Below are 24,556 nucleotides of genomic sequence, written 5' to 3'. Positions count from 1 at the left end.
GGCGGCCCTGATGCGGATCTTCCACCTCGCGGAGCGCCCCGACTGGGACGCCGCCCGCGCGGGCCGCTACTACGACCGCTCCACCCGCGGGCGCTCGCTCGCCGAGGTCGGGTTCGTCCACTGCTCCCACGCCCACCAGTGGCAGCGGGTCCGCGACGCGGTGTACGACGACGTGACCGAGCCGCTGCTCCTGCTCACGATCGACACCGACCTCCTCGACGCCCCGGTCGTCGAGGAGCCGGGCGAGCCGGGGTCGACCGAGCGCTTCCCCCACGTGTACGGCGCGATCCCCGTCGACGCCGTCGTGGCGGTCACCGAGCTGCCGGCACCCTCGACGGCCCCTTCCACGGCTCCTTCGACGGCCCCGCGGGCCGACCCCGCCGGCGGCCGGTCCTTCTCCAGCCTGCTGATGGCCGAGATCGGCGTCCGGGTCGTGCTCGCGTTCGGCGTCATGGTCCTCTCGGCGCTGGCGGGGACCGTCGTCCAGGAGGCCGCGGGCGAGCCGTTCGGCCTGCTGGCCGCGGTCGTCGTGTTCGTCGTGGCCACCGTCCTGGCCGTCGCGGTCTACCGCCGCCGGGAGCGCCGGGGCCCCTGAGCAGGGCCCCGTGGGGCCTGTGGACGGCGGCCGCCGGATGTCGGTCCCGGGTGCCACGATGGCCGGACCATGGACCTCCACCTCCTCGCCGACCCCGACGTGCTGGGGGCGAACTTCGACCTCGGCTCGCTCGTTCGCGCCCGCGGTGGCCTGGTGCGGTCGGTGCACGCCGTCGAGGTGCTCGAGAAGGACCGGTCGTACGTCGTGGCCCGCGCCCGGGTGCAGGGCACGGCACCGGCGCCGTACCGCGTCGACCTGGAGGCGTACGTCGGCGTCCGCCGCCAGGTCGACCTGCTGACCTCCTGCACCTGCCCGGTCGGCCACCAGTGCAAGCACGGCGCCGCGCTCGCGCTGGCCCTCGCGTTCCCCGACGTGGCCTCGCCGGTCCCCCGCCCCACCTGGCGCACCCAGCTCGAGCAGGTGCTCGACGGCCTGGGTGCCGCGGCCCCGCCGGAGACCGCACCGGTCGCCACCGCCCTGCGCTTCGCCTCCTCCTTCCTGGGTGCCACGGGCACCGGCCGACCCACCGTGCGGCTGCGACCGATGCAGCAGGGCAGGCGGGGATGGGTCCAGCGGGGGTTCGACTGGAAGGACGTCCCGGCCGCGGCGCTGCGCCGGGGCCACGACCCCGAGCAGCTCGCAGCGCTGCTCGCCCTGCACCACGCCCTAGGCGCGCAGTACTTCTACGCCGGGGTCGACCGGACCCTCGGCGAGTTCGGACCCCACGTGCTGCGGCTCCTGCGCGAGGCCCGGGAGGCCGGGGTGGTGCTGTACGGCGAGCCGCCCCTCACCGAGGTGCGCCTCCTCGACGAGCCGGCGGTGGCCGAGGTCGACCTCGTCGCGACCGACGCCGGCGCGGTGCAGGTCGGGCTGCGGGTGACCCTGGACGGCGAGCCCCGGGCCTCGACCGCGGTCGCGCTGGCCGGCTCGCCCGCCCACACGGTCGCCGTCGCGACCGACGGCGTGCTGCTCCTCGCCCCGCTGGCGGCGCCCCTCACCGAGCACGTGGCGACCGTCCTGGGCGAGCGACGGCTCACGGTCCCGGCGTCCGAGGTCGACGAGCTGCCCGACTACCTGCGCCGGCTCGGCCGCCTGCTCCCCCTCACCTCCACGGACGCCTCCGTCGCGCTGCCGGACGCCGTCGTGCCCCGGCTCCGGGTGACCGTCCGGTGGAGCACCGCGGCCTCCGCCGAGGTGCTCTGGTCCGTCACCTACAGCACCGACGGCGAGACGCACGCGGTCCCGCTCGGCTCCTCCGACGACCTCGGCGGCCTGCGCGACCGCGCCGCGGAGCGCATGCTCCTGGCGGACCTCGAGGGGCTCGACCCGGTCGACCGCACCGTGGCGGGCGCCGACGTCGTCTCCCTGGCCCTGCTCGAGCTGCCCGACTGGGAGTCCCGGGACGACCTCGACGTCGTGCAGGTCGACCGGCCCGACCTGCGACCCGCCGAGGAGGCCCCCGAGATCTCCTTCGACCTCGCCGAGCCCGCCCCGGGTCGGCGTGCGGGCTCGGGGAGCGTCGACGAGCACACCGACTGGCTGGACCTCGAGGTCGTCGTCCTGGTGGAGGGCAAGCCGGTCCCCCTCCCCCAGCTGCTGGCGTCGCTGACCGCCGGGCACGACGTGATGGTGCTGCCCAGCGGGCTCATCGTGCGGATCGACGGGCCCGAGCTCGCCCGGCTGGCGGAGACCGTCGCGGCCGCCGCCGCCCTGCGCGACCGTCGGGCGCAGGCCGACGACGACCCGACCCGCCTGCGGGTGGCCCGCGACGACGTCGGCACGCTGGCGGCGCTCGCAGACGTGGGCCGCGTCGACGCCCGGGCGTCGGAGTGGGTCGAGCGGGCGCGCAGCCTGCGCGACCTGACGGACATCGAGCGGCCGGAGCCCGTCGGCGTCGTGACCGAGCTGCGCTCCTACCAGCGCGAGGGGTTCGCCTGGCTCGCCTTCCTGTGGCGACACCGCCTCGGCGGCGTGCTGGCCGACGACATGGGCCTCGGCAAGACCCTGCAGGTGCTCACCCTCATCGCCCACGCACGCAGCCGGGGCGAGTCCGCCCCGTTCCTGGTCCTCACCCCGACCAGCGTGGTCGGTGCCTGGGCCTCCGAGGCCGCCCGCCACACGCCCGGCCTGCGGGTGGCCACCGTGACCGCGACCCAGGCCCGGCGCGGGGTGACGGTCGCCGACGTCGCCGCCGGCGCCGACGTCGTGGTGACCAGCTACACGCTGCTGCGGCTCGAGCAGGACCAGTACGCCGACGTCGACTGGGCGGGCGTCGTCCTCGACGAGGCGCAGCAGGTCAAGAACCACAAGTCGCTGGCCCACAAGGCCGTGCGCCGGTTGCGGGCGCCGTTCGCGCTCGCGGTGACCGGCACGCCGTTCGAGAATCGGCTGCGCGAGCTCTGGTCGCTGCTGGCGATCGTCGCCCCGGGCCTGTACCCGACCCTGGCGGGCTTCTCCCGCGCGGTCGCGCAACCGGTCGAGCGGGAGGGCGACGAGCGCGCGCTCGCCCGCTTCCAGCAGCGGGTGCGCCCGTTCATGCTGCGCCGCACCAAGCAGCTCGTCGCGAAGGACCTGCCGGCGAAGCAGGAGCAGGAGCTGTCGGTCCGGCTCTCACCCCGGCACCGCGAGCTGTACGACGCCCGCCACGCCCGCGAGCAGCAGCGCATCCTGGGCCTCCTCGAGGACTTCGACGAGAACCAGGTGGCGGTCCTCGCCGCCCTCACCCGGCTGCGGCAGCTCGCGCTCGACCCCGGGCTGGTCCACGCCGACCACGACGACATCGGCTCGGCGAAGCTGGACCTGCTGGTCGAGCACGTCACCGAGGTGGCCGCCGAGGGTCACCGGGTGCTCGTGTTCAGCTCGTTCACCGGCTTCCTGGGTCGCGCCCGCGACCGTCTGGCCGAGGCCGGCCTCGACCACGCCTACCTCGACGGGGCCACCACCGACCGCGCCGCCGTCATCGAGGGCTTCCGGAACGGGGACGCCCCGGTCTTCCTCATCAGCCTCAAGGCGGGCGGCGTGGGCCTGACCCTGACGGAGGCCGACTACGTCTACGTCCTCGACCCGTGGTGGAACCCGGCCGCCGAGGCGCAGGCCGTCGACCGCGCCCACCGCATCGGCCAGCGCAGCACGGTGATGGTCTACCGGCTGGTCTCCGCCGACACCATCGAGGAGAAGGTCATGGCCCTGAAGGCACGCAAGGCGGCGCTCTTCGCCGACGTGGTCGACGGTGGCGGCGCCGCGGGCGGACTGATCACCGCGGACGACGTCCGCGCGCTGTTCGACTGACGCCGGGACGGTCGCGAGTCGGGGGGCCGGTCAGGCGCCGGCGACGGGCGGGGCGCCGGGGTCCTCCCCGCCACCGCCGGCGGCCTCCCGGGCGACCCAGTCCTCGATGTCGTCGACGTCGTCGGCGTTGCGGCGGACGACCGCGAGCAGGTCGGAGACCGTCGCGACCTCCTCCACCTGCTCCTTCACGAACCACTGCATGAACTGCTCGGCCGCGAAGTCGAGCTCCTCGCGGGCCGTGGCGACCAGCGCGTTGATCTGGGCGGTCACGCGGCGCTCCTGGTCGAGGGCCAGGGCGACCGGCTCCACGACGTCGGCGAAGGTCGACTGCGGCGCGGACAGGGCGGGGATCGCGACCTCGGCGTCGGTGTCGATCAGGAAGCGGACCATCATCATCGCGTGGTCGCGCTCCTCGAGCGCCTGGGCGTAGAAGAACGCCGCCATGCGCGGCATCGTCAGGGCGTCGTAGTGCACGGCGCACGCGAGGTACTGGTTGTGGGCCGCGAGCTCGTGACCGATCTGCTCGTTGAGCTGGCTGGCGAAGCGGGTGGCCGTCATGGGGCGCAGCCTGTCAGGCGGCGGCGGGCAGACGCGAGCCCTTGCGTCCGGCCTTCTTGGACGCCTTCGCCTTGGCGGCCTTCGTCGCCTTGCCGGCGCTCACGACCTCGACCTTCCGGGACTTCTTGAGGTCGTCCTTGCGGACGGGCTCCATCGAGTCGGCGTGGACGAGGCGACGCTTCTTGACGGCGTACGCCTCGGGCAGCGTGCCCTCCTTGAGCATCCGCAGCGGGCAGCGGCCGCACTTGTCCTTCGACACGCAGCACTTCGTCTTCGGCAGCCCGGGGGACGACTTCTTGCCCATGACCACACCGTAGCAGCGATTGAGGCAAGCCTTACCTGTGTCCTTGGTCCCGGTCAGGGACACCGGGTTCACTGGGGGCATGCGCAGACCTCAGCCCGAGAAGCCCGGACCCGGCCAGGAGTCGGTGTGGGACTACCCCCGTCCCCCCGCGCTGGTCGCCAGCAAGGAGTCGGTGAGCGTGGTCGTCGGCGGCGTCACCGTCGCGGAGTCGACCCGGACGTTCAAGGTCCTCGAGACCTCCCACCCCCCCACGTACTACCTGCCCACCGAGGCCTTCGCCGACGGTGCGCTGGTGCCGGTGGCCGGGTCGTCGTTCTGCGAGTGGAAGGGCGAGGCGGCGTACGCCGACCTGGTGGGCGGTGGCGTGCGCGCCGAGCGGGCCGCCTGGACCTACCCCTCCCCCACGTCCGACTTCACCGAGCTCCTCGGCTACTGGGCGGTGACGCCGCTGGCGGTCGAGGCCTGCTACGTCGACGGCGAGCTCGTCCGGCCCCAGGAGGGCGGCTTCTACGGCGGCTGGATCACCTCGAAGGTCGCCGGCCCGTTCAAGGGCATCCCCGGGTCCTGGGGCTGGTGAGTGCGGGGAACCGCGCGAGGGACGAGCGCGGATCCCAGCGCACGAAGGTCGAGCGAGCGCGCGCCTGAGCTTGCGAAGGCGCGTACGCGGGTCGAGACCCGGTGAGGCGAGAGGCGGCCTCAGGGGCCGAGCGAGCGCGCGACCGAGGAACGAGGTCGCGACTGCGGGTCGAGACCCGGTGAGCCGGGAGACGGCCTCCACCGGGCGACGGCCTCCACCGGGCGACGGCCTCCACCGGGCGACGGCGGGTCGAGTCCCGGTAAGCCGCGGGTCGCGACCCGGTGAGCCGACCGTCGACGTCGATCAGCCGTCGGCGTCCGACGCCGTGAGACCCTCCGCCTCCCGGATCACGTCCACGATGCTCGACATGATCGCGGTGAGGCCGTAGTCCTTCGGTGTGTAGACGGCGGCGACGCCGGCCTCCTTCAGGCGGCGGCCGTCGGCGTCGGGGATGATCCCGCCGACGATGACGGGCAGGTCGGCGAGCCCCGCTGCGGCCAGGCCCTCGACCACGGCGGGCACGAGCTCCATGTGGGATCCGGACAGGATCGAGAGCCCCACGCAGTGGACGTCCTCGTCGACGGCGGCGCGGACGATCTGCTCGGGGGTGAGGCGGATCCCCTGGTAGACCACCTCGAAGCCGGCGTCGCGGGCGCGGACGGCGACCTGCTCGGCGCCGTTGGAGTGACCGTCCAGACCGGGCTTGCCGACCAGCAGGCGCAGCCGGCCGCCGAGCTCCTCGCCGGTGGCACGGACCTTCTCGCGGACGGCGCGCAGCTCGTCGCCGGCCTGGCCGGCCGCGGCCACGACGCCCACCGCGCCGGAGACGCCGGTGGGGGCGCGGAACTCGCCGAAGACCTCGCGCAGCGTCCCGGCCCACTCGCCGGTGGTGGCGCCGGCGCGGACGGCGGCCAGGGTGGCGTGCATCAGGTTGGTGTCGGTCTTGGCGTCGGCGGCCAGCCGCTCGAGGGCCGCGTCGACGGCGGACTGGTCGCGCTGCGCCTTCCACTCCTCGACCGACCGCTTGGCGGCGGCCTCGGCCTCGGGGTCGGCGGTCTGGATCGCGCCGTCCAGGTCGGAGGTCAGCGGCGACGGCTCCGTCGAGGTGTAGACGTTGACGCCGACGATCTTCTCCTCGCCGCTCTCGATCCGGCCGCGGCGTGCGGCGTGCGCGGAGACCAGCGCCTGCTTCATGTAGCCGGACTCGACGGCGGCGATCGCCCCGCCCATCGCCTGCACCCGGTCCATCTCCTCGCGGGCCGAGGTGACGAGCTCGGCGACCTTGGCCTCGATGACGTGGCTGCCGTCGAAGATGTCCTCGTACTCGAGGAGGTCGGACTCGAAGGCCAGCACCTGCTGCAGCCGCAACGACCACTGCTGGTCCCACGGGCGGGGCAGCCCGAGCGCCTCGTTCCAGGCGGGCAGCTGCAGGGCGCGGGCCCGCGCGTTCTTCGACAGGGTGACGCCGAGCATCTCCAGCACGATGCGCTGGACGTTGTTCTCCGGCTGCGCCTCGGTGAGGCCGAGCGAGTTGACCTGGACGCCGTAGCGGAAGCGGCGCATCTTCGGGTCGGTGACGCCGTACCGCTCGCGGCACAGCTCGTCCCACAGCTGCACGAAGGCCCGCATCTTGCAGGTCTCCTCGACGAAGCGGACGCCCGCGTTGACGAAGAACGACATCCGGCCGACGACCTTGCCGAAGTCCTCCTCCGTGACCTGGCCCGCGTTCTTGACCTGGTCGAGGACGGCGATCGCGGTGCACAGCGCGTAGGCGAGCTCCTGCTGCGGGGTCGCCCCCGCCTCCTGCAGGTGGTAGCTGCAGATGTTGATCGGGTTCCACTTCGGCACCTGGTGCACCGTGTAGGAGATGACGTCGCTGATCAGCCGCAGCGAGTGCTCCGGCCCGAAGACGTAGGTCCCCCGGGACAGGTACTCCTTGATGATGTCGTTCTGGGTGGTCCCGGCGAGCTGGGCGGCGACCTCCTCGGGGGCCAGGTCGGGGTTCTGCTCCTCGGCGGCGACCTGGTACATCGCCAGCAGCCACATCGCCGTGGCGTTGATGGTCATCGAGGTGTTCATCCCGGTCAGCGGGATGCCGTCGAACAGCCGACGCATCTCCCCCAGGTGCGGCACGGGCACGCCGACCTTGCCGACCTCGCCGACCGCCAGGGCGTCGTCGGGGTCGTAGCCGGTCTGCGTCGGCAGGTCGAAGGCGACCGAGAGGCCGGTCTGGCCCTTCTCCAGGTTGCCCCGGTAGAGCGCGTTGGACGCGGCGGCCGTCGAGTGCCCGGCGTACGTGCGCATGACCCAGGGGCGGTCGCGCTCCGGGCGGGCGGGGATCGCGTCACTCATGATCGGAGGGTAGACCGGCGCCTACCGCCCGGTAACCCGCCGAAGGGTGTGGAAAAGGCCACACCGCCCGGGCCGGACGGACGGCTCAGGCGTGGCCGGGCGCGAGCCGGGCGGTCTGCTGGACCTCCACCACCCGGATCAGGTGCGAGAGGTGCAGCAGTCGGCGGACGGCGGGCGGCGGGTCGCGCAGCACCAGGCGGCGCCCCCGGGCGCCCGCCCGGTACGACGCCGCGGCGAGGACCCGGAGCGCGGTGAGGTCGACGCACTCCACGCGGCGCATGTCCACGACCACGAGCCCGTCGTCGGCGTCGGGGTCCGACGCGGCGAGCGCGGCGTCCAGCTCGGCGCGGAGCCTGTCGGTGCACCGCACGTCGACGTCACCGACGAGCACCACCCGGTGCTCACCCGCGTCGAGCTCGACCTCGGATCCCATGCGTCCCCCGATCGTGTGCACGATCAGGATGACGCGCGAGAACCCCCGTTGGTTGCATTATCCGTGGATTGCGTCACACGTGTCGCCCCGAGGTAGGTCAGCCCCGCGGTGCCGGCGGCCAGCAGGAGCATGCCGGCGACGCCCTCGGGGCTGAAGATGTGACCGATGTGCACCAGCCACGCGCCGGGCAGGAGCAGGAGCCCGACCAGCGCCGGCGCGCCCAGGCGCCGTACCTGGTCGGCGAGCAGCACCACGCAGCAGGCCAGCAGCGCCCAGGAGCCGATCTCGCCCAGCGGGGTCCCGATCCGGAACATCAGGCTCACCGCGGGTGGGCGCGGCTCGTCGGGCCCCAGCTCGCGGGTGACGTAGCCGGCGCCGATCCCGCTGACGACGTCGAGGGCGGAGTAGAAGGTCATGTAGACGTACGCCGTCAGCCGGACCACCCACGACACGACGTCGGTGCGCCCCCGCACCGGGGCCAGCAGCGCGAGCCCCACGAGCGGGAAGAAGAGCAGGCCCGGCAGGTGCAGGCCGTACCAGAGCCCGGAGGTCTCGTAGCTCAGCGAGTGCGGGTGGAAGAGCCCGGCCACGGCCAGCCCCACCCCCGGCACGGCGCAGAGGGCGGCGTACGCCGCGGGGGTGCGCCGCAGGACGGCGGTGCGCGGGAGGTCCATGCGCAGAACCTAGCCCGCCGCCCCGTGAGCCCTAGGGTGAGCGGCATGGTGAACCTGACGCGCATCTACACCCGCACCGGCGACGGCGGGCGCACCCGTCTGGTCGACATGACGGAGACGACGAAGAACGACCTGCGGCTGCACGCCTACGCCGACGTGGACGAGACCAACGCGCAGATCGGGGTGGCGATCGAGCTCGGCGGCCTCGACGACGACGTGGTCGCGGTGCTGCGCACGATCCAGAACGACCTGTTCGACGCCGGGGCGGACCTCGGCAACCCGGTCACCGCCGACCCCGAGTTCCCGCCGCTGCGCGTCGAGCAGACGTACGTCGACCGGCTCGAGGGCTGGTGCGACGCCTACAACGAGCACCTGGAGACGCTGCGGTCGTTCATCCTGCCCGGCGGCTCGCCCGGCGCGGCGCTGCTGCACGTGGCCCGCACCGTGTGCCGCCGCGCGGAGCGCTCCGCCTGGCGGGCCCACGATCAGCACGGCGAGGCGATGAACACGGTCGCGATCACCTACCTCAACCGGCTCTCCGACCTGCTCTTCATCCTCGCCCGCCACGCGAACCGTCAGCAGGGCGACGTGCTGTGGAAGCCGGGCGGGGAGCGCTGAGGTCCGCCTGACCCCCTCCCCTCGCTGGGGTAGCGTCGAGGTCGACACGGGGTGCCCGCCGCCGAGCGGGCTGAGATCACACCCGTCGAACCTGATCTAGCTCGCACTAGCGAAGGGATGTCCGATGGACCCTGCTGCCACCCCCGCCCCGGCGGACCTGGCCGAGGCGCTGGCCGCGCTGAGGCAGGCCCCTCCCCTGGTCCACTGCCTGACCAACGCGGTCGTGATGCCGTGGACGGCGAACGGCCTGCTGGCGCTGGGTGCCTCCCCCGCGATGGTCGACGTGCCCGGGGAGGCCGGGCCCTTCGCCCGCGTCGCCTCCGCGGTGCTGGTCAACCTCGGCACCCCCCACGGCGAGCAGCGCGAGGCCATGGTCGAGGCGGTCGACGCCACGGAGGGGTCGGGCACGCCCTGGGTCCTCGACCCGGTGGCGGTCGGCTCCCTGCCCGTGCGGACCGCCCTGGCGGCGGACCTGCTCGACCGCCGCCCGACGGTGGTCAAGGGCAACGCCTCCGAGGTGATGGCCCTCGCCGGTCACGGCGCCGGCGGCCGGGGCACGGACTCCGCCGCGTCCGTCGACGACGCCGCGGACGCCGCCCGCGACCTGGTGCGGCGCACCGGGGGCGTGGTCGTGGTGACCGGCCCGGTCGACCTGGTCTGTGCGCCGCACGGCGAGGTCCGCGTCGCCGGCGGCAGCCCGCTGCTCGCGCAGGTCACCGGCGGCGGCTGCCTGCTGGGGGCCGTGGTCGCCGCGTTCTGCGCCACCTCCCCGCCGCTGGTGGCGGCGGTCGCCGGGTGCGCGTCGTACGCCGTCGCCGCGGAGCGCGCCGCCACGGGCGCCGCCGGGCCGGGCTCCTTCGCCGTCGCGATGCTCGACGCGCTCGCCGCGCTGACGCCCGACTCCCTCCTCGCCGCGAGGCTGGCGTGAACGCCGCGGCAGCGCCGACCAGGGCGAGGCCGGCCGACCTGGCCGACCTGGGCGTCTACCTCGTCACCGACGCCGCCCAGGCCGCGCGGCACGACCGCGACGTCGTCACCACCGTCGTCGCGGCGGTCGCCGGAGGCGTCCGCTGGGTCCAGCTGCGGTGCAAGCAGGAGACCGACGCCGAGACCCTCGCCCTGCTGCGCGCCGTCGGCGACGCCGTGCCCGACGACGTCCGACTGGTGGTCAACGACCGGGTCGCCGTCGTCCGCGCGGCCCTGGACGCCGGGGTCCGGGTGGACGGCGTCCACCTCGGTCAGTCCGACGGCTCCCCCGCGGACGCCCGGGCGCTGATGGGCCCCGACCTCGCCCTCGGCGTCAGCGCCTCCACCCCCGACCAGCTCCGCGCCGCGGCGCGGGCCGGAGCGGACCACGTCGGCATCGGGGCGGTCCACGCGACCGCCACGAAGACGGACGCCCCGCCCCCGCTCGGCACCGCCGGGGCCTGCGCCCTGGCCACGGTGGCCCGTGACCTGGGCCTGGCGCCCGTCGCGATCGGCGGGCTGCACGAGACCGACCTGCCGGTGCTGCGCGCCGGCGGCTTCGCGGGCGCGGCGGTGGTGTCCGCCGTGTGCGCGGCCGCCGACCCGGCGTCCGCCGCCCGCCGGCTCGTCCGGGCCTGGGAGGCCGCACGATGACCGCCCCGACCGCGAGCACTCCCCCGCCGCGGGTGCTGTCGATCGCGGGCACCGACCCGACCGGCGGGGCCGGGGTGCAGGCCGACCTGAAGTCGATCGCGGCCAACGGCGGGTACGGCCTGTGCGTCGTCACCGCCCTCGTCGCGCAGAACACCCAGGGGGTGCGCTCGGTGCACCGGCCGCCGGAGTCCTTCCTGCGTGAGCAGCTGGACGCCGTGTCCGACGACGTCGTCCTCGACGCGGTGAAGGTCGGGATGCTGGCCGACGCCGGGCTCGTCCGGACCGTGCACGACTGGCTGGTCGAGCACCGCCCGCCGGTCGTGGTCGTCGACCCGGTGATGGTGGCGACCTCAGGCGACCGCCTCCTCGACGAGGACGCGGTCGAGGCGCTGCTCGACCTGGTCCGTGAGGTCGCCGACCTCGTGACCCCCAACGTGCCGGAGCTCGCCGTGCTGGCCGGCGACGGCGGCGCGGTCGCCGCGGACTGGGACGGCGTGCTCGCCCAGGCCCGCTCGGTCGCCGCCGACCTGGGGGTCCGGGTGCTCGCCAAGGGCGGCCACCTGGACGGCGACCGGGTGCGGGACGCCCTCGTGACGCCCGACGGCACCGTCGTCCAGCTGGAGGCCCCGCGGGTCGACACACCGCACACCCACGGCACGGGGTGCTCGCTGTCCTCGGCCGTCGCCACGCTCCGGGTCTCCCACGGCGACTGGCCGACCGCCTGCCGCGAGGCCACGCGCTGGCTCCACGAGTCCGTCGCGGGCGGCGCGGCCCTCCGGGTCGGGCAGGGGCGCGGACCCGTGTCGCACTTCGCCGGCCTGTGGTCCCGCGGCGGCGTCGCCACGACGCCGTCGCCGGCCGAGGTCACCGACGGCTGGTGGGCGGACACCGCCGCGACCCGGGCCGCGATCGACGCCCTGCCGTTCGTGCGCGACCTCGCCGACGGCTCCCTGGACCGCGACGTCTTCGACCACTACGTGGGTCAGGACGCGCTGTACCTGCTCGACTTCGCCCGCGCCCTCGCGGCGGCCAGCCACCTCGCCCCCACCCCGGCCGAGCAGGCCTTCTGGGCCGGCGCCGCGCAGGACGCCGTCGCCACGGAGCTCGCGCTGCACGGCTCGTTCCTGCCCCCGGCGGACCTGTTCGGCGCCGCACCCGGTGCCGCTCTGACGGCGTACACGGACCACCTGCTCGCCACCGTCGCCCGCGGGTCCTACCCCGTCCTCGTCGCCGCCCTGCTGCCCTGCTTCTGGGTCTACACCGACGTCGGGCAGCGGCTGCTGCCCCACGCCCACGACGAGCACCCGTACGCCGCCTGGTTGCGCACCTACGGCGACGAGGGGTTCGCCGAGGTGACCGCCGAGGCGGTCGGGATCGTCGGGCGGACCGCCGCCGCGACGACGCCGGCGGTCCGCGCACGGATGCAGCGGGCCTTCGCGACGTCGACCGAGCACGAGCGCCGGTTCTTCGCCGCCCCGTGTGACGCCTCCGACGACGTGCTGCGCCCGGACGCGTCGGCTGACACGATGTCGCGGTGAACTCCTCTCGGGTCTGGGAACTGCTGCGCGCCCTCGACGGTGTCGCCGACGAGACGAGCGTGGGTCGGCTCGGGGACTCCCTGGCAGCCGAGGAGGAGCGCGAGCTGGGCGAGGCCGTCCGGGACCTCGTGGACGGCCTGCTCGAGCGCTGCCACGTGACGCACGACCACTGGGGCGAGGTGTCCGAGGCCGTCGCCGCCGCGGTGCTCGCGCGCGGCCGGGACACCTACGAGCGGGTCCACACGACCGGCGGCGTCCTCGACCCGGACGACTGGGCCTGGCAGGAGGCCGACGCGCTGCTCGCGCTCGGCGAGCCGGCGGAGGGCACCGGCCCGTTCGTCCTCCAGTGGCTCACCGAGGACCTGCCCGCCGGCGTCCGCTCCGCCTGGCGCACCGACCACCCCCCGCTCGACGACGACCCGTCGTGGGGCGTCGTCCCGGCCGCCGACCCGGCGTGGGACAGCGCCTGCGAGACCCTGCTCGTCGACCCCGGGGTCGCGCACGCCCGCCGCTCGATCGGCGAGGCGCACGGGACGTCGTACGACCGGGTGGCGGTGTGGCTCACGCTGAGCGACACCGCCGAGCCCACGATCACCGTCTGGGCCGACGGCGCCGAGGACGACGACCCCTCCGGCGGGGACGCCGGGGACAGTGGGGACGACGGGGACGACGGGGACGGCGAGGTGGTCCTCGTGGGCACCTACCCGGCGGCCGACCTCCGTGACGTGGACGTGCGCGACCGCACGGCGGCGTACGTCGAGATCGTGGCCGGGCTGCTGCAGGTCGTCGACGAGGACGGCTGAGGGTCCCCGCCCCTCCGTCTGCTGTCCGTCAGGCCGGGCGGGAGCGCAGACCGAGGACGGCCACCACGACACCGACCACGCAGAACGCGACGACGGTGACCAGCCCGGGTTGGCCGAGCACCTCGTCGAGGCCGCGGGCCGCGCCCAGCCACCCGGCATCGCGGGCGCGGACGTCGCCCGCGAGACGGGGGGCGACCTCGAGGACGAGGGCAGCGAGGGCGCCGACCCCGGTGAGCATCAGCCCGAAGCAGAGCAGCCGCCGACGGGCGGCGGCGAGCGCGAGGGAGCCGGCGACGAGCGACACGATGCCCGCCACCAGTGCTCCGCCCCACAGTGCCAGCCGGGCGGTGCGCACCAGGTCGGCGAGCTCGTCGGCGACGGGGCCCGAGTCGACCGCCTGCCGCGGCAGCTGCCGCACCCGGCGGGCCTCGTCGGGTCGACCGGCGTCCTCCAGCTGGTCGGCCACCGCGCCGTACACGCCGTCCAGGCGCAGCCGGCCGTCGGGCGTCACCTCGGCCTCGGCGAGGGCCTCGCGCACCCGGGGGTCGTCGACGGCCCGCTGTGTGACGCGGCGGACCTGCGACTGCTCGAGGCCCATCGCCGGGGCCTGGCCCGCGAAGGTGTCGACGAGGTAGTCGGTGGCCTGGTCCTGGACGACCGGCGAGCTGAGCGCGAGGGCCCCGAGGCGTCCCGGGCGGTCGGGGTCGGCGACGAAGGCACCGGTCAGGATGAGCAGGACCGAGGCGGTCCCGGCGACGACGGCGACCAGGGCCAGCACGCCGCAGAGAACGGTGCGCACCTAGCCGAGCCTCCGGGCCCCGGGAGGATGGGCCTCCAGCCAGGACGAGAAGCCGGTGAGCGACGACGGGCTCATCGCGAGCTCGACCTCGCCGTCCGGGGTGCGGCAGCGGACGACGACGTGCTCGGCGTACAGCGCGGCGAGCTCGCTGCTCTCCGGGTCACGGCGCTGCTCGAGGACCAGCCTCGACCGCACGAACACGCGACTGGCCCGCGGGGAGAGCGAGAAGATGCGGAACCACTCGAGGCGCTCGCCGGAGTAGCGACCGAGCCCGAGGACCCAGCCCCGTCCCTCCCGGTCGGACCGGACGCGGTGGGAGAGCTCGAAGGTCCCGCCGTCACGGGAGAGCCAGCGACGGCGGGCGACGAGCACGAGTCCGTAGAGGAGGACGAGGAACAGCAGGACGCCGACGATCTCGAGAGCGATCTGCCACCACGCCATCCGCACCTCCCGACCCACACACTTGTCGAGGGGCGCGACGCCTCTCGCCCACCCACCGACGTCAGGCTAGCGGGCGCGGCCCGAGGTCTCGCGCTCGGCCGCCCGGATGCGCGCCTCGGCGCTCCGGACGTTCGCCAGCGCCTCGTCGTCGTCCTCGCCGGCCTCCCGCGCACGCTCGAGGTCGTGACGGGCCTTCTCGAGGTCGATCTCGTGGGAGAGCTGGGCGTACTCGGACAGGATCGACACCCGGTTGTCCGCCACCGACAGGAACCCGGTGTCGACCGCGGCCGCCCAGGTCTCCCCGTCGGCGGTCTGGACGTCGACCACGCCGGGCACGAGCACGGACAGCAGCGGGGCGTGGCCCGGCAGGACGCCGAGGTCGCCCTCGACGGTCCGTGCCGTCACCTGCTTCGCCTCGCCCGACCAGACGAGCCGGTCGGCCGCGACCAGCTCGACCTGGAGGTTCTCCGATGCCATGGCTCAGCCGTTCTTCTGCAGCTCGGACCACTTGCGGTCGACGTCGTCCAGGCCACCGCACATGAAGAAGGCCTGCTCGGCGACGTGGTCGTACTCGCCGTCCGCGATCTTGTCGAACGCCTCGATGGTGTCGGCGACCGGGACCGTGGAGCCCTCGATGCCGGTGAACTGCTTCGCGACGTAGGTGTTCTGCGAGAGGAAGCGCTGGATGCGGCGGGCGCGCTGGACGATCACCTTGTCCTCCTCGCTCAGCTCGTCGACACCGAGGATGGCGATGATGTCCTGCAGCTCCTTGTTGCGCTGCAGAATCTGCTTCACCCGGATGGCGCAGTCGTAGTGCGCCTGACCGATGTACTGCGGGTCGAGGATCCGCGACGTCGAGGTCAGCGGGTCCACGGCCGGGTAGATGCCCTGCGACGCGATCTCGCGGGACAGCTCGGTCGTGGCGTCCAGGTGGGCGAACGTCGTCGCCGGCGCCGGGTCGGTGTAGTCGTCGGCGGGCACGTAGATGGCCTGCAGCGAGGTGATCGAGTTGCCTCGGGTGGAGGTGATCCGCTCCTGAAGCTGACCCATCTCGTCGGCCAGGTTGGGCTGGTAGCCCACCGCGGACGGCATGCGGCCGAGCAGCGTGGAGACCTCGGAACCGGCCTGCGTGAACCGGAAGATGTTGTCGATGAAGAGCAGCACGTCCTGGTTCTGGACGTCGCGGAAGTACTCCGCCATCGTCAGCGCGGACAGCGCGACGCGCAGCCGGGTGCCCGGCGGCTCGTCCATCTGGCCGAAGACCAGCGCAGTCTGGCCGATGACGCCGGCCTCGGTCATCTCCTCGATGAGGTCGTTGCCCTCACGGGTGCGCTCGCCGACGCCGGCGAACACGGACACACCGCCGTGGTCCTTGGCGACGCGGGCGATCATCTCCTGGATCAGCACGGTCTTGCCGACTCCGGCGCCGCCGAACAGGCCGATCTTGCCGCCCTGCACGTACGGCGTCAGCAGGTCGATGACCTTGATGCCGGTCTCGAACATCTGGGTCTTGGACTCGAGCTGGTCGAACGCGGGCGCCTTGCGGTGGATGCCCCAGCGCTCGACGCCCTCGAGGGTCTCGCCCTCGGCGAGGTTCAGGCAGTCGCCGGTGGTGTTGAACACCTTGCCGAGCGTCACGTCGCCGACCGGCACCGAGATCGGGCCGCCGGTGTCACGCACCTGCGAGCCGCGGACCAGGCCGTCGGTGGGGCGCATGGAGATGGCGCGCACCATGCCCTCGCCGATGTGCTGGGCGACCTCGAGGGTCAGGGTCTGGGTCTCGCCGCCGAGCTCCAGGTCCACCTTGAGGGCGTTGTAGATCTCGGGCATGGAGTCCGAGGCGAACTCGATGTCCACGACCGGGCCGATGACCCGGGCGATGCGGCCGACCGAGCCCTCGTGGGACTCGGTGGTGGTCTCGTCGATGGTGGCAGTCATGGTCTCTCAGTCTCTCCCGGCTCCGGCGTCGGCGAGCGCGTTGACGCCTCCGACGATCTCGCTGATTTCCTGGGTGATGCCGGCCTGGCGGGCCTGGTTGGCGATGCGCTTGTACTTCTTGATCAGCTCGTCCGCGTTGTCGGTGGCGGACTTCATCGCCTGCTGACGGGCGGCGAGCTCGGAGGCCGCCGCCTGGAGGTGCGCGAAGTAGATGCGGCTCTGGACGTACTGCGGCAGCAGCGTGTCCAGCACCTCCTCGGCGCTGGGCTCGAACTCGTAGAGCGGCAGCAGCTCGGACTCGTCGGGCTTCTCGGAGCCCTCGACGACCTCGAGCGGCAGCAGGCGGATGGTGCTCGGCTCCTGGCTCAGCATCGAGCGGAACCGGGTGAACACCACGTGCACCTCGTCGACCGCGGGGACCTCGTACTCCTCGTCCCCCGCCGTCGCCGTGCCCTGCTCGCCCTCGGCGGCGTTGAACGCCGCGATGAGCGCCTGCCCGATCTCGGCGGCCTTGTCGTACGTCGGCTGGTCCGAGAAGCCGGACCAGGAGCGGACGACGGGGCGCTGGCGGAAGGTGAAGTACGCCTGGCCCTTGCGGCCCGAGATGTAGGTGTCCACCTCCTTGCCCTCCTCGCGGAGCTTCTCGGCGAGGCGCTCGGCCTCCCGGAGCACCGACGACGAGTAGGCGCCCGCGAGACCCCGGTCGCTGGTGACGATGAGCACCGCCGCCCGCTTCGGGTCCTCGGGCTCCATGGTCAGCGGGTGCTCCACGTTCGAGAACGTGGCCACCGCCGAGACCGCCCGCGTCAGCTCACGGGCGTACGGCGCTGCCGCCTGGGCCCGCTGCTGCGCCTTGATGATCCGGGACGCAGCGATGAGCTCCATGGCGCGCGTGATCTTCTTCATCGACTCCGTCGACTTGATCCGTGCGCGGTACTCCCGCAGCGATACAGCCATGGTGTGACCTCAGCCCCGCTTCTGCTTGACGATCTGCTCCTGCTCGATGTCCTCGTCGTCGAGGGCCTCGTGGGACTCCTTGCCCGGCTTGATCGACGAGCCGTCGAACGTCTCGAACTGGTCGAGGAAGGAGTCGTACGCGTCGCTCAGCGAGCTCTCCGTGTCGTCCTCGAACTTCAGCGACTCGCGGATCGCCGAGAGGACGCCGTCGTGGCTGCGCTTGAGGTAGTCGATGAACTCCTGCTCGAAGCGCAGCACGTCGTCGGTCGGGACGCGGTCGAGGCGGCCCGAGGTGCCGAGCCACAGCGAGACCGTCATCTGGTCGATCGGGTACGGCGAGTACTGCGGCTGCTTCAGCAGCGCCATGAGGCGCTGGCCGCGGTCGAGCTGCTGGCGCGAGGCAGCGTCGAGGTCGGAGGCGAACATCGCGAACGCCTCCATGGCGCGGAACTGCGCCAGGTCGACCTTCAGCGAGCCGGTCACGCCCTTCATCGCCTTGGTCATCGCGGCGCCGCCCACGCGCGACACCGAGACGCCGACGTCGATGGCCGGGCGCTGGTTCGCCGCGAACAGGTCGGACTGCAGGAAGATCTGCCCGTCCGTGATCGAGATGACGTTCGTCGGGATGAAGGCCGACACGTCGTTGGCCTTCGTCTCGATGATCGGCAGACCGGTCATCGAGCCGGCACCCATCTCGTCGGACAGCTTCGCGCAGCGCTCGAGCAGGCGGGAGTGCACGTAGAACACGTCGCCGGGGAACGCCTCGCGGCCCGGCGGACGACGCAGCAGCAGCGACACGGCGCGGTACGCCTCGGCCTGCTTGGTCAGGTCGTCGAACACGATGAGGACGTGCTTGCCGTCGTACATCCAGTGCTGGCCGATGGCCGAGCCGGTGTACGGCGCGAGGTACTTGAAGCCGGCCGAGTCCGAGGCGGGCGCGGCGACGATGGTCGTGTACTCGAGCGCGCCGGCCTCCTCGAGGGCGCCGCGGACCGAGGCCAGCGTCGAGCCCTTCTGACCGATGCCGACGTAGATGCAGCGGACCTGCTTGTCGGGGTCGCCCGACTCCCAGTTCGCGCGCTGGTTGATGATCGTGTCCATCGCGATGGTGGTCTTGCCCGTCGCGCGGTCGCCGATGATGAGCTGGCGCTGGCCACGGCCGATCGGCGTCATGGCGTCGATCGCCTTGATGCCCGTGGAGAGCGGCTCGTGCACCGACTTGCGCTGCATCACGGTCGGCGCCTGCAGCTCGAGGGCGCGGCGCTCGGAGGACTCGATGTCGCCGAGACCGTCGATCGGGGTGCCCAGCGGGTCGACGACCCGGCCGAGGAAGTTGTCGCCGACGGGGACCGAGAGGATCTCGCCGGTACGGCGGACCGTCTGGCCCTCCTCGATGCCGTCGAAGTCACCCAGGACGACCACGCCGATGATGCGGGTGTCGAGGTTCAGGGCGAGGCCCAGCGTGCCGTCCTCGAACTCGAGGAGCTCGTTGGCCATGGCCGAGGGCAGGCCGGAGACGCGGGCGATGCCGTCGGCGGCCTCGGCGACCGTGCCGACCTCCTCCTTGGAGGCGGTGTCCGGGTTGTAGTCGGAGACGAACCGCTGCAGCGCGTCCCGGATGTCGTCCGGACGGATTGAGAGCTCCGTCATGAGCTGATCCCTACTCTCGGTGGGTCGATCTTCCAATGATGTCTGGGGGGTGGCTGCACCGGCGGGGCCGACTCAGCCGGCGAGCCTGCGGCGCGCCTCGTCGAGCCGCGCGGAGACGGTGCCGTCGATGACGTCGTCCCCGATCTCGACCCGCATGCCGCCGATCACGCTGGCGTCGACCTGCACGTTGAGGTGCACGTCGCGCCCGTACTGCGAGGTGAGCGCGCGGCGGAGCCGGTCGAGCTCGTCGTCGCCGACGGGCGCGGCGACGGTGACCACCGCGACACGCTCGGCGTGCACGTCGGCGGCGATCTTCTGGTACTCGTCCAGCGCCACCCCGACGGTGCGGTAGGTGCCGGTCACGGCGCGCTTGACGAGCACCGTGGTGGCCTCGAGGGCCTGGGAGCCGAACACGTCGTCCACCAGGCGGGTGCGGTCCTCGGCGGTGCGGGCGGAGTCCGCCAGCGCGTCGCGCAGACCGGGCTCCTCGCGGACGATCGCCGCCGCGGCGAAGAGCTCGTCGGCGAGACGGTCGGACGCGTCGGGCGCGGAGCGGACGGTCGCGACGACCGACAGGTGCTCCAGCGCGTCGGGCATGTCCCGGCTCGCGGTCCACCGCAGCGTCGCGGCCTTCGCCACGAGGTCCAGGGCGGTCGCCGACAGCTGGCCCTCGAGCACCTGGCGCACCAGGCCCGAGCGGGCGTCGACGTCCAGGGACGCGTCGGTCGCCGTACGACGCAGCGCGGACTCGCGCTGCAGCAGCATCGCGGCCCCGAACAGGTCGTCGCCGACCCGCGCGGCGTCCGCGGTGCCGTCGGCCCCGCCGAGCGCTGCGGACAGCTGCTCGTCGAGGGTCGCCAGCGACTCGGCCGACGCACCGCGCAGAGCGGAGGAGGCGACCATCAGACCGCCCCGCCGTTCACGCCCGGAGCAGCCTGGCGGGAGGTCTCGAGGTCCTCGAGGTCCGCCAGGAAACGGTCGACCACACGGTTGGCGCGCTCGTCGTCCTCGAGGGACTCGCCCACGATGCGACCGGCGAGCGCGGTGGCCAGGGTGCCGACCTCGGCCCGCAGCGAGGTGACCGCCTGCTGGCGCTCCGCCTCGATGGTGGCCTTGCCGTTCTCCTTGATGCGCTCGGCCTCGCGGTTGGCCTGCTCGCGCATCTCGGCGACGATCTGCGCGCCCTGCTCGCGAGCCTCCTCACGGATGCGTGCCGCCTCGTGGCGGGCGTCCGCGAGCTGCTTCTCCAGCTCGGCGAGGCGTGCGTCCGCCTCGGCCTGCTTCGTCTCGGCCGCACTGATGCCGCCCTCGATCGCCTTGGTGCGGTCGGCGTACGCCTTCTCGAAGTTGGGCGCGACGAACTTGACGATGAGGAAGAACAGGATGCCGAAGACGACAAGCCCGATGACGATCTCGGAGACGTGCGGGATCAGCGGGTTGAGGTCCTCCGCTGCCCGCACCACGTCTGTACTCATGGTCGTCCTTCCCGGTCCGATGGTGCGTCCTGCTACGGCTGGAGGACGAAGGCGAGCGCGACGCCGATGACGAAGAGCTGCTCACAGAGCACGAAGCCGAGGATGGCGGTCGTGCGCAGGCGGCCCTCGGCCTCCGGCTGACGGGCGATCCCGTTGACCAGCGCGGCGAAGATGAGGCCGATGCCGACACCGGGGCCGATCGCAGCGAGGCCGAGACCGACCATGTTCAGAGTGCCCAGTTCCACGGCGATTCCTTTCTGGGTTGGCACCGCACGGTACGGCGCCGGTGGGTGGTACGTGTCGAGTCAGTGGTGGTGCGGGTCGTGCGGGGGTGGTGCGCGGTGCTCCTCGTCCGACTCAGTGCTCGTCGGCGAGCGCCAGGCCGATGTACATCGCCGTCAGCAGCGTGAACACGTAGGCCTGGAGGAACATGATCAGCAGCTCGAGGAAGCTGATCGCGATGAACATGACGAACGACAGGATGCCGCCGGGGATGGCGAGCGCGTTGTCCGAGTGCAGCAGCAGGTACTCGCCGCCGAGCGCGAACAGGATGAGCAGCAGGTGGCCCGCGAACATCGTCGCGAACAGACGCAGCGTCAGCGTCAGCGGCCGCAGCAGGATGTTCGAGAGGAACTCCAGCGGCACGATGATCGGGACGATCCACGCGGGCAGGCCCGGCGGCAGGGTCTGGAGCCGCAGGTAGCCGAGGAGGCCGTGGCGGGCGATGCCGGCGACGTTGTAGACGACCCAGGCGATCAGCGCGAGCGCCAGCGGGTAGCCGATGCGCGACATCGTCGGGAACTGGAAGAACGGGATCATGCCGTAGTAGTTGTTCACGAGCACGAACACGAAGATCGTGAACAGGTACGGCACGTACCGGTGGTAGTCGGGCGCCCCGATGTTCTCCCGGGCGATCCCGTTGCGCACGAAGCCGTACATGGCCTCGCCCGCGAACTGCAGGCGACCGGGGACGACGGCGGCGCGTCGCGACATCGTGTACAGCACACCGAACGCGATGACGGCGGACAGCACGACCAGCACCATGGGCTTCGTGATCCCGAAGCCCGCCACCTCGAAGATCGGGGGCAGGTTGAAGTCGGCCGGCCCCGGCTGGGGAGGCGACTCCGAGGCGCGGATCGCGGCACCGGCGAGGGTCACTGTCCATCCTCCAGGGGGCTCAGGTCGGCACGCGGACGCACGAGGGCGCGGCCGGGCAGCAGCAGGGGGTGCTGGGTCGCCCACAGGCGACGGTGGGAACCGTAACAGCCGCGGGCGCTCATGCGGCGTCCAGGTCGTACGTCGGCTGACGGGTGCGCAGGTAGGCGTTGATCTCGGCCAGGGACCAGGTGATCGCGACCGCCACGATGGTCCCGGCGAGGCTCCAGCGGTCGAGCGTGCCGTCGAGCAGGCCGGTCGACGAGATGAGGAGCAGGGCACCGATCAGGACGATCACCTTGCCGAAGTGCACGACCAGGGCGACCATCAGCGCGATGGTCGGCTCGGCCCGGCGGGTGGCGCTCAGCGCGATGATGCTGACCAGGGACGAGCCCCACACCACGGCGACACCGGTGAGCGCGCCCCACAGCCCGGGGGTGCCGGCGAGGAACCACGCGACGACGGTGCACACGGCACCGACGACGACGGTCCCCAACGACCCCGAGACCAGCATCTGGCGGGCGGGGCTGCGGTCGGTCGTCATGGTGGCGGCCGTTCCTGATCGGGGGCGGAGCGGGCGTCCGGCGACGGGTGGAACCCCGTCGGAACGCTCGTGAAAGTTATCACAAGCGGTCCCCCACGCTCACCTCGCGGGGCCCGCCCCCGGAGATCGAGGTGCGAGCGTCGCGCAGCGACCGAGCCACGAGATCCCGCACGACGTACGACAACCCCTCACCGGATCTCGTGACCCCGACGCTCCTGCGTCGCTCCGGGACACCTCGACCACCGGTGGGGCCGGGTCTCGACGACGCGCGCTCGACCCGCTGGGGAAGGGCTCAGTCGTCCTCCTCGGCCATGAAGGCCGGGGCGGGGGCGTTGGGGACGACGAAGGTGAGCGCGAGGGTGACGACGACCATCACCGCGAGGGAGGTCCACATCAACGGGCCCTGGTAGAGGCTGGCGAGCACCGTGCCGAAGCCGATCAGCGCCGCCCAGAGCCACATCAGGAGGACAGCGCGGCGGTGGGAGTGGCCGATCTCGAGCAGGCGGTGGTGCAGGTGCTGCTTGTCGGGGGCGAACGGCGATCGGCCGGCCCGGGTACGGCGCAGGACGGCCAGCAGCAGGTCGACCAGCGGCACGATGAGGATCGCGACGGGCAGCAGCACCGGGAGGATGACGGGCAGGAACCCGGGGCCGGTCCCCTGGGCGGTGGACAGCTCGCTGGCCGAGAACTGACCGGTCAGGGTCAGCGTGCTCGCCGACAGCACCAGCCCGATGAGCATCGAGCCCGAGTCGCCCATGAAGATGCGCGCCGGGTGGGAGTTGTGCACGAGGAACCCGACGCAGGCCCCCGCCAGGGCCGCGCTCAGCAGCGCGGCGGTCGTGGCGCGGGTGGCGTCGTTGATCACCGTGAGCTGGTAGCAGAAGAGGAAGAAGGACGCCGCGCCGATCCCGACCACGCCGGCGGCGAGGCCGTCCAGGCCGTCGACGAAGTTCACCGCGTTGACCGTGGCGACCACGACCAGGACGGTCAGCAGCGCCCCCTGCGACGGGACGAGGGAGATCTGTCCGCCGTCCCGGTCCAGGACGTAGTAGTAGCGGACACCGAAGTAGATGAGCAGCCCGGACGCCAGCACCTGACCGCCGAGCTTGGTCAGCGCGTCGAGCTCGAAGATGTCGTCGACGACCCCGACCGCGCAGATGAGCGCGCCCGCGACGAGCACCACCCCGGCGTCCTGGAAGACGAAGTCCTGCGAGGTCGACAGGAACGGGAGCTCCCGGGCGACGACGTAGGCGGCCACCAGCCCACCGAGGAGCGCCAGCCCGCCCAGGTACGGGATCGGCTCGGCGTGGACGTCCCGGTCGCGGACCGCGGCCACCGCGTTGGTGCGGAGCGCGATCTCCCGGGCGAACACCGTCAGCAGGTAGGTGACGGCGCCCGCGACGAGGAAGACGACCAGGTACTCACGCATGCGCCGGCGTCACTCCCCCTCGTCGCGGGGCTTCTTCAGGTCCACGCCGGGGTCGTCGGTGTCGTCGGTGTCGCCGTCGGTGTCGTCGTCGGCGTCGTCGGGGTCCCCGGCGGCGTCCGGCCCCGTGAGCACCGCCCCGAGGGGCTCGATCACGGCGTTGAGCTCGGCCGTCGACAGCGCCCCCTCGCGCAGCACCCGGCCCTCGGGGGTGGTGGCGTCGACGATCGTCGAGGCGACGCCCCCCGGGGAGGGCCCGTCGTCGAGGAGGACGCTGATCGCGTCGCCGAGCATGTCGTCCGCGTCGTCGGCGGTGGTCGCCGCGGGCTCGCCCGTGACGTTCGCCGAGCTCACGGCCAGCGGGCCGGTGCGCTCGAGGATCTCGAGGGTGACGGCGTGGTCGGGCATCCGGACGGCGACGGTCCCGCGGGTCTCGCCGATGTCCCACTGCAGCGACGGCTGCTGGCGGCAGATGAGCGTCAGGCCGCCGGGCCAGAAGGCGTCGAGCAGCGCCCGCGCCCACCCGGGGACGTCGATCGCCAGGGCGTCGATGGTCCCCGGCGCGCTGACCAGCACGGGGGGCGGCATGTCGCGGCCGCGGCCCTTGGCGTCGAGCAGCAGCTGCACCGCGTCGGCGTCGAAGGCGTCCGCGGCGACCCCATAGACGGTGTCGGTCGGGATGACGACCAGCGCGCCGCGGCGCACGGCGAGCGCGGCCGCCTCGATGGCGCTCTCCCGCGCCTCCGACGCCGCGGAGATCGCGGCCTCGTCGGCGTCGTCCTCGGCCGGGGTGATCGTGTGGCGGGTCACG

Annotated in this window: 26 protein-coding genes and 1 riboswitch; of the genes, 8 read left to right on the top strand and 18 right to left on the bottom strand. The window is 73.1% G+C overall.

Annotated elements, in window-relative coordinates; translation table 11 throughout:
* The first annotated feature begins 10 nt into the window (after positions 1-10).
* Positions 11-595: a DUF952 domain-containing protein gene (locus tag Q0858_RS04500; RefSeq protein ID WP_299051482.1), complete on the top strand. Its 585-nt coding sequence runs from the start codon at positions 11-13 to the stop codon at positions 593-595.
* A gap of 69 nt (positions 596-664) precedes the next feature.
* On the top strand, positions 665-3,883 hold the full coding sequence (locus Q0858_RS04495) for a DEAD/DEAH box helicase (RefSeq protein ID WP_299051481.1): 3,219 nt from the start codon (positions 665-667) through the stop codon (positions 3,881-3,883).
* A 30-nt stretch (positions 3,884-3,913) separates the two neighbouring features.
* Here the strand turns inward: Q0858_RS04495 and Q0858_RS04490 are convergent, their stop codons facing one another.
* Together Q0858_RS04490 and Q0858_RS04485 are read right to left on the bottom strand one after the other, a co-directional pair.
* Positions 3,914-4,441: a ferritin gene (locus tag Q0858_RS04490; RefSeq protein ID WP_299051480.1), complete on the bottom strand. Its 528-nt coding sequence runs from the start codon at positions 4,439-4,441 to the stop codon at positions 3,914-3,916.
* Between the two features lie 13 nt (positions 4,442-4,454).
* Complete coding sequence (locus Q0858_RS04485) at positions 4,455-4,745, bottom strand: hypothetical protein (protein ID WP_299051479.1); 291 nt, start codon at positions 4,743-4,745, stop codon at positions 4,455-4,457.
* Positions 4,746-4,824: 79 nt separating this feature from the next.
* Here Q0858_RS04485 and Q0858_RS04480 point away from each other — a divergent pair, with 79 nt between their 5' ends.
* On the top strand, positions 4,825-5,322 hold the full coding sequence (locus Q0858_RS04480) for a DUF427 domain-containing protein (RefSeq protein ID WP_299051478.1): 498 nt from the start codon (positions 4,825-4,827) through the stop codon (positions 5,320-5,322).
* 303 nt (positions 5,323-5,625) lie between these two features.
* On the opposite strand, the gene Q0858_RS04475 is transcribed toward Q0858_RS04480, so the two are convergent.
* The 3 genes from Q0858_RS04475 to Q0858_RS04465 all read right to left on the bottom strand — a co-directional run bounded on the left by Q0858_RS04475 (position 5,626) and on the right by Q0858_RS04465 (position 8,781).
* The gene (locus tag Q0858_RS04475; protein ID WP_299051477.1) at positions 5,626-7,674 is read right to left on the bottom strand and encodes a protein meaA; all 2,049 of its coding nucleotides are present in this window, start codon (positions 7,672-7,674) and stop codon (positions 5,626-5,628) included.
* A gap of 85 nt (positions 7,675-7,759) precedes the next feature.
* Positions 7,760-8,107, bottom strand: coding sequence for an STAS domain-containing protein (locus tag Q0858_RS04470; protein WP_299051476.1), 348 nt, complete (start codon positions 8,105-8,107; stop codon positions 7,760-7,762).
* A 23-nt stretch (positions 8,108-8,130) separates the two neighbouring features.
* Complete coding sequence (locus Q0858_RS04465) at positions 8,131-8,781, bottom strand: hypothetical protein (protein WP_299051475.1); 651 nt, start codon at positions 8,779-8,781, stop codon at positions 8,131-8,133.
* A gap of 45 nt (positions 8,782-8,826) precedes the next feature.
* Here Q0858_RS04465 and Q0858_RS04460 point away from each other — a divergent pair, with 45 nt between their 5' ends.
* The 5 genes from Q0858_RS04460 to Q0858_RS04440 all read left to right on the top strand — a co-directional run bounded on the left by Q0858_RS04460 (position 8,827) and on the right by Q0858_RS04440 (position 13,360).
* Positions 8,827-9,399, top strand: a complete 573-nt coding sequence (locus tag Q0858_RS04460; protein ID WP_299051474.1) for a cob(I)yrinic acid a,c-diamide adenosyltransferase — start codon at positions 8,827-8,829, stop codon at positions 9,397-9,399.
* 37 nt (positions 9,400-9,436) lie between these two features.
* Positions 9,437-9,534: riboswitch (TPP riboswitch) on the top strand.
* Complete coding sequence (gene thiM / locus Q0858_RS04455) at positions 9,524-10,327, top strand: hydroxyethylthiazole kinase (protein ID WP_299051473.1); 804 nt, start codon at positions 9,524-9,526, stop codon at positions 10,325-10,327. (Overlaps the previous riboswitch by 11 nt.)
* Positions 10,324-11,019, top strand: a complete 696-nt coding sequence (gene thiE / locus Q0858_RS04450; protein ID WP_299051472.1) for a thiamine phosphate synthase — start codon at positions 10,324-10,326, stop codon at positions 11,017-11,019. The genes thiM and thiE overlap by 4 nt, the downstream gene beginning before the upstream one ends.
* A complete protein-coding gene (locus tag Q0858_RS04445) occupies positions 11,016-12,557 on the top strand; it encodes a bifunctional hydroxymethylpyrimidine kinase/phosphomethylpyrimidine kinase (RefSeq protein WP_299051471.1) in 1,542 nt (513 codons plus the stop codon). Before thiE ends, Q0858_RS04445 begins: the two co-directional genes overlap by 4 nt.
* Positions 12,554-13,360 carry a hypothetical protein gene (locus Q0858_RS04440; protein ID WP_299051470.1) on the top strand — a complete coding sequence of 269 codons (807 nt, stop codon included), beginning with the start codon at positions 12,554-12,556 and terminating at the stop codon, positions 13,358-13,360. Before Q0858_RS04445 ends, Q0858_RS04440 begins: the two co-directional genes overlap by 4 nt.
* Before the next feature lie 28 nt (positions 13,361-13,388).
* Here the strand turns inward: Q0858_RS04440 and Q0858_RS04435 are convergent, their stop codons facing one another.
* From Q0858_RS04435 to Q0858_RS04375, 13 genes are all read right to left on the bottom strand, one after another.
* Positions 13,389-14,159 (bottom strand): hypothetical protein, encoded by a 771-nt coding sequence (locus Q0858_RS04435; protein ID WP_299051469.1) that lies wholly within the window; start codon positions 14,157-14,159, stop codon positions 13,389-13,391.
* Positions 14,160-14,600, bottom strand: coding sequence for a DUF2550 domain-containing protein (locus Q0858_RS04430; RefSeq protein ID WP_299051468.1), 441 nt, complete (start codon positions 14,598-14,600; stop codon positions 14,160-14,162).
* 66 nt (positions 14,601-14,666) lie between these two features.
* Complete coding sequence (locus tag Q0858_RS04425; RefSeq protein WP_299051467.1) at positions 14,667-15,077, bottom strand: F0F1 ATP synthase subunit epsilon; 411 nt, start codon at positions 15,075-15,077, stop codon at positions 14,667-14,669.
* Positions 15,078-15,080: 3 nt separating this feature from the next.
* On the bottom strand, positions 15,081-16,538 hold the full coding sequence (gene atpD, locus Q0858_RS04420) for a F0F1 ATP synthase subunit beta (protein ID WP_299051465.1): 1,458 nt from the start codon (positions 16,536-16,538) through the stop codon (positions 15,081-15,083).
* Between the two features lie 6 nt (positions 16,539-16,544).
* Positions 16,545-17,495, bottom strand: coding sequence for a F0F1 ATP synthase subunit gamma (locus tag Q0858_RS04415; protein ID WP_299051463.1), 951 nt, complete (start codon positions 17,493-17,495; stop codon positions 16,545-16,547).
* 9 nt (positions 17,496-17,504) lie between these two features.
* Positions 17,505-19,145: a F0F1 ATP synthase subunit alpha gene (atpA, locus tag Q0858_RS04410; RefSeq protein ID WP_299051461.1), complete on the bottom strand. Its 1,641-nt coding sequence runs from the start codon at positions 19,143-19,145 to the stop codon at positions 17,505-17,507.
* A 72-nt stretch (positions 19,146-19,217) separates the two neighbouring features.
* Positions 19,218-20,048: a F0F1 ATP synthase subunit delta gene (locus tag Q0858_RS04405; protein ID WP_299051459.1), complete on the bottom strand. Its 831-nt coding sequence runs from the start codon at positions 20,046-20,048 to the stop codon at positions 19,218-19,220.
* Positions 20,048-20,605, bottom strand: a complete 558-nt coding sequence (locus Q0858_RS04400; RefSeq protein ID WP_299051765.1) for a F0F1 ATP synthase subunit B — start codon at positions 20,603-20,605, stop codon at positions 20,048-20,050. The genes Q0858_RS04405 and Q0858_RS04400 overlap by 1 nt, the downstream gene beginning before the upstream one ends.
* Before the next feature lie 47 nt (positions 20,606-20,652).
* Positions 20,653-20,844 (bottom strand): ATP synthase F0 subunit C, encoded by a 192-nt coding sequence (gene atpE / locus Q0858_RS04395; RefSeq protein ID WP_275695391.1) that lies wholly within the window; start codon positions 20,842-20,844, stop codon positions 20,653-20,655.
* A 133-nt stretch (positions 20,845-20,977) separates the two neighbouring features.
* Positions 20,978-21,778 carry a F0F1 ATP synthase subunit A gene (gene atpB, locus Q0858_RS04390; RefSeq protein WP_299051458.1) on the bottom strand — a complete coding sequence of 267 codons (801 nt, stop codon included), beginning with the start codon at positions 21,776-21,778 and terminating at the stop codon, positions 20,978-20,980.
* Between the two features lie 118 nt (positions 21,779-21,896).
* The gene (locus tag Q0858_RS04385; protein WP_299051456.1) at positions 21,897-22,319 is read right to left on the bottom strand and encodes a hypothetical protein; all 423 of its coding nucleotides are present in this window, start codon (positions 22,317-22,319) and stop codon (positions 21,897-21,899) included.
* A 292-nt stretch (positions 22,320-22,611) separates the two neighbouring features.
* Complete coding sequence (locus Q0858_RS04380; protein WP_299051455.1) at positions 22,612-23,748, bottom strand: MraY family glycosyltransferase; 1,137 nt, start codon at positions 23,746-23,748, stop codon at positions 22,612-22,614.
* A gap of 9 nt (positions 23,749-23,757) precedes the next feature.
* A complete protein-coding gene (locus Q0858_RS04375) occupies positions 23,758-24,555 on the bottom strand; it encodes an L-threonylcarbamoyladenylate synthase (RefSeq protein ID WP_366915984.1) in 798 nt (265 codons plus the stop codon).
* Between the last annotated feature and the right edge of the window lies 1 nt (position 24,556).

The sequence above is a fragment of the uncultured Nocardioides sp. genome, from assembly GCF_947489365.1.
GTDB lineage: Bacteria > Actinomycetota > Actinomycetes > Propionibacteriales > Nocardioidaceae > Nocardioides.
This window is presented reverse-complemented; position numbering and strand designations above follow the sequence as displayed.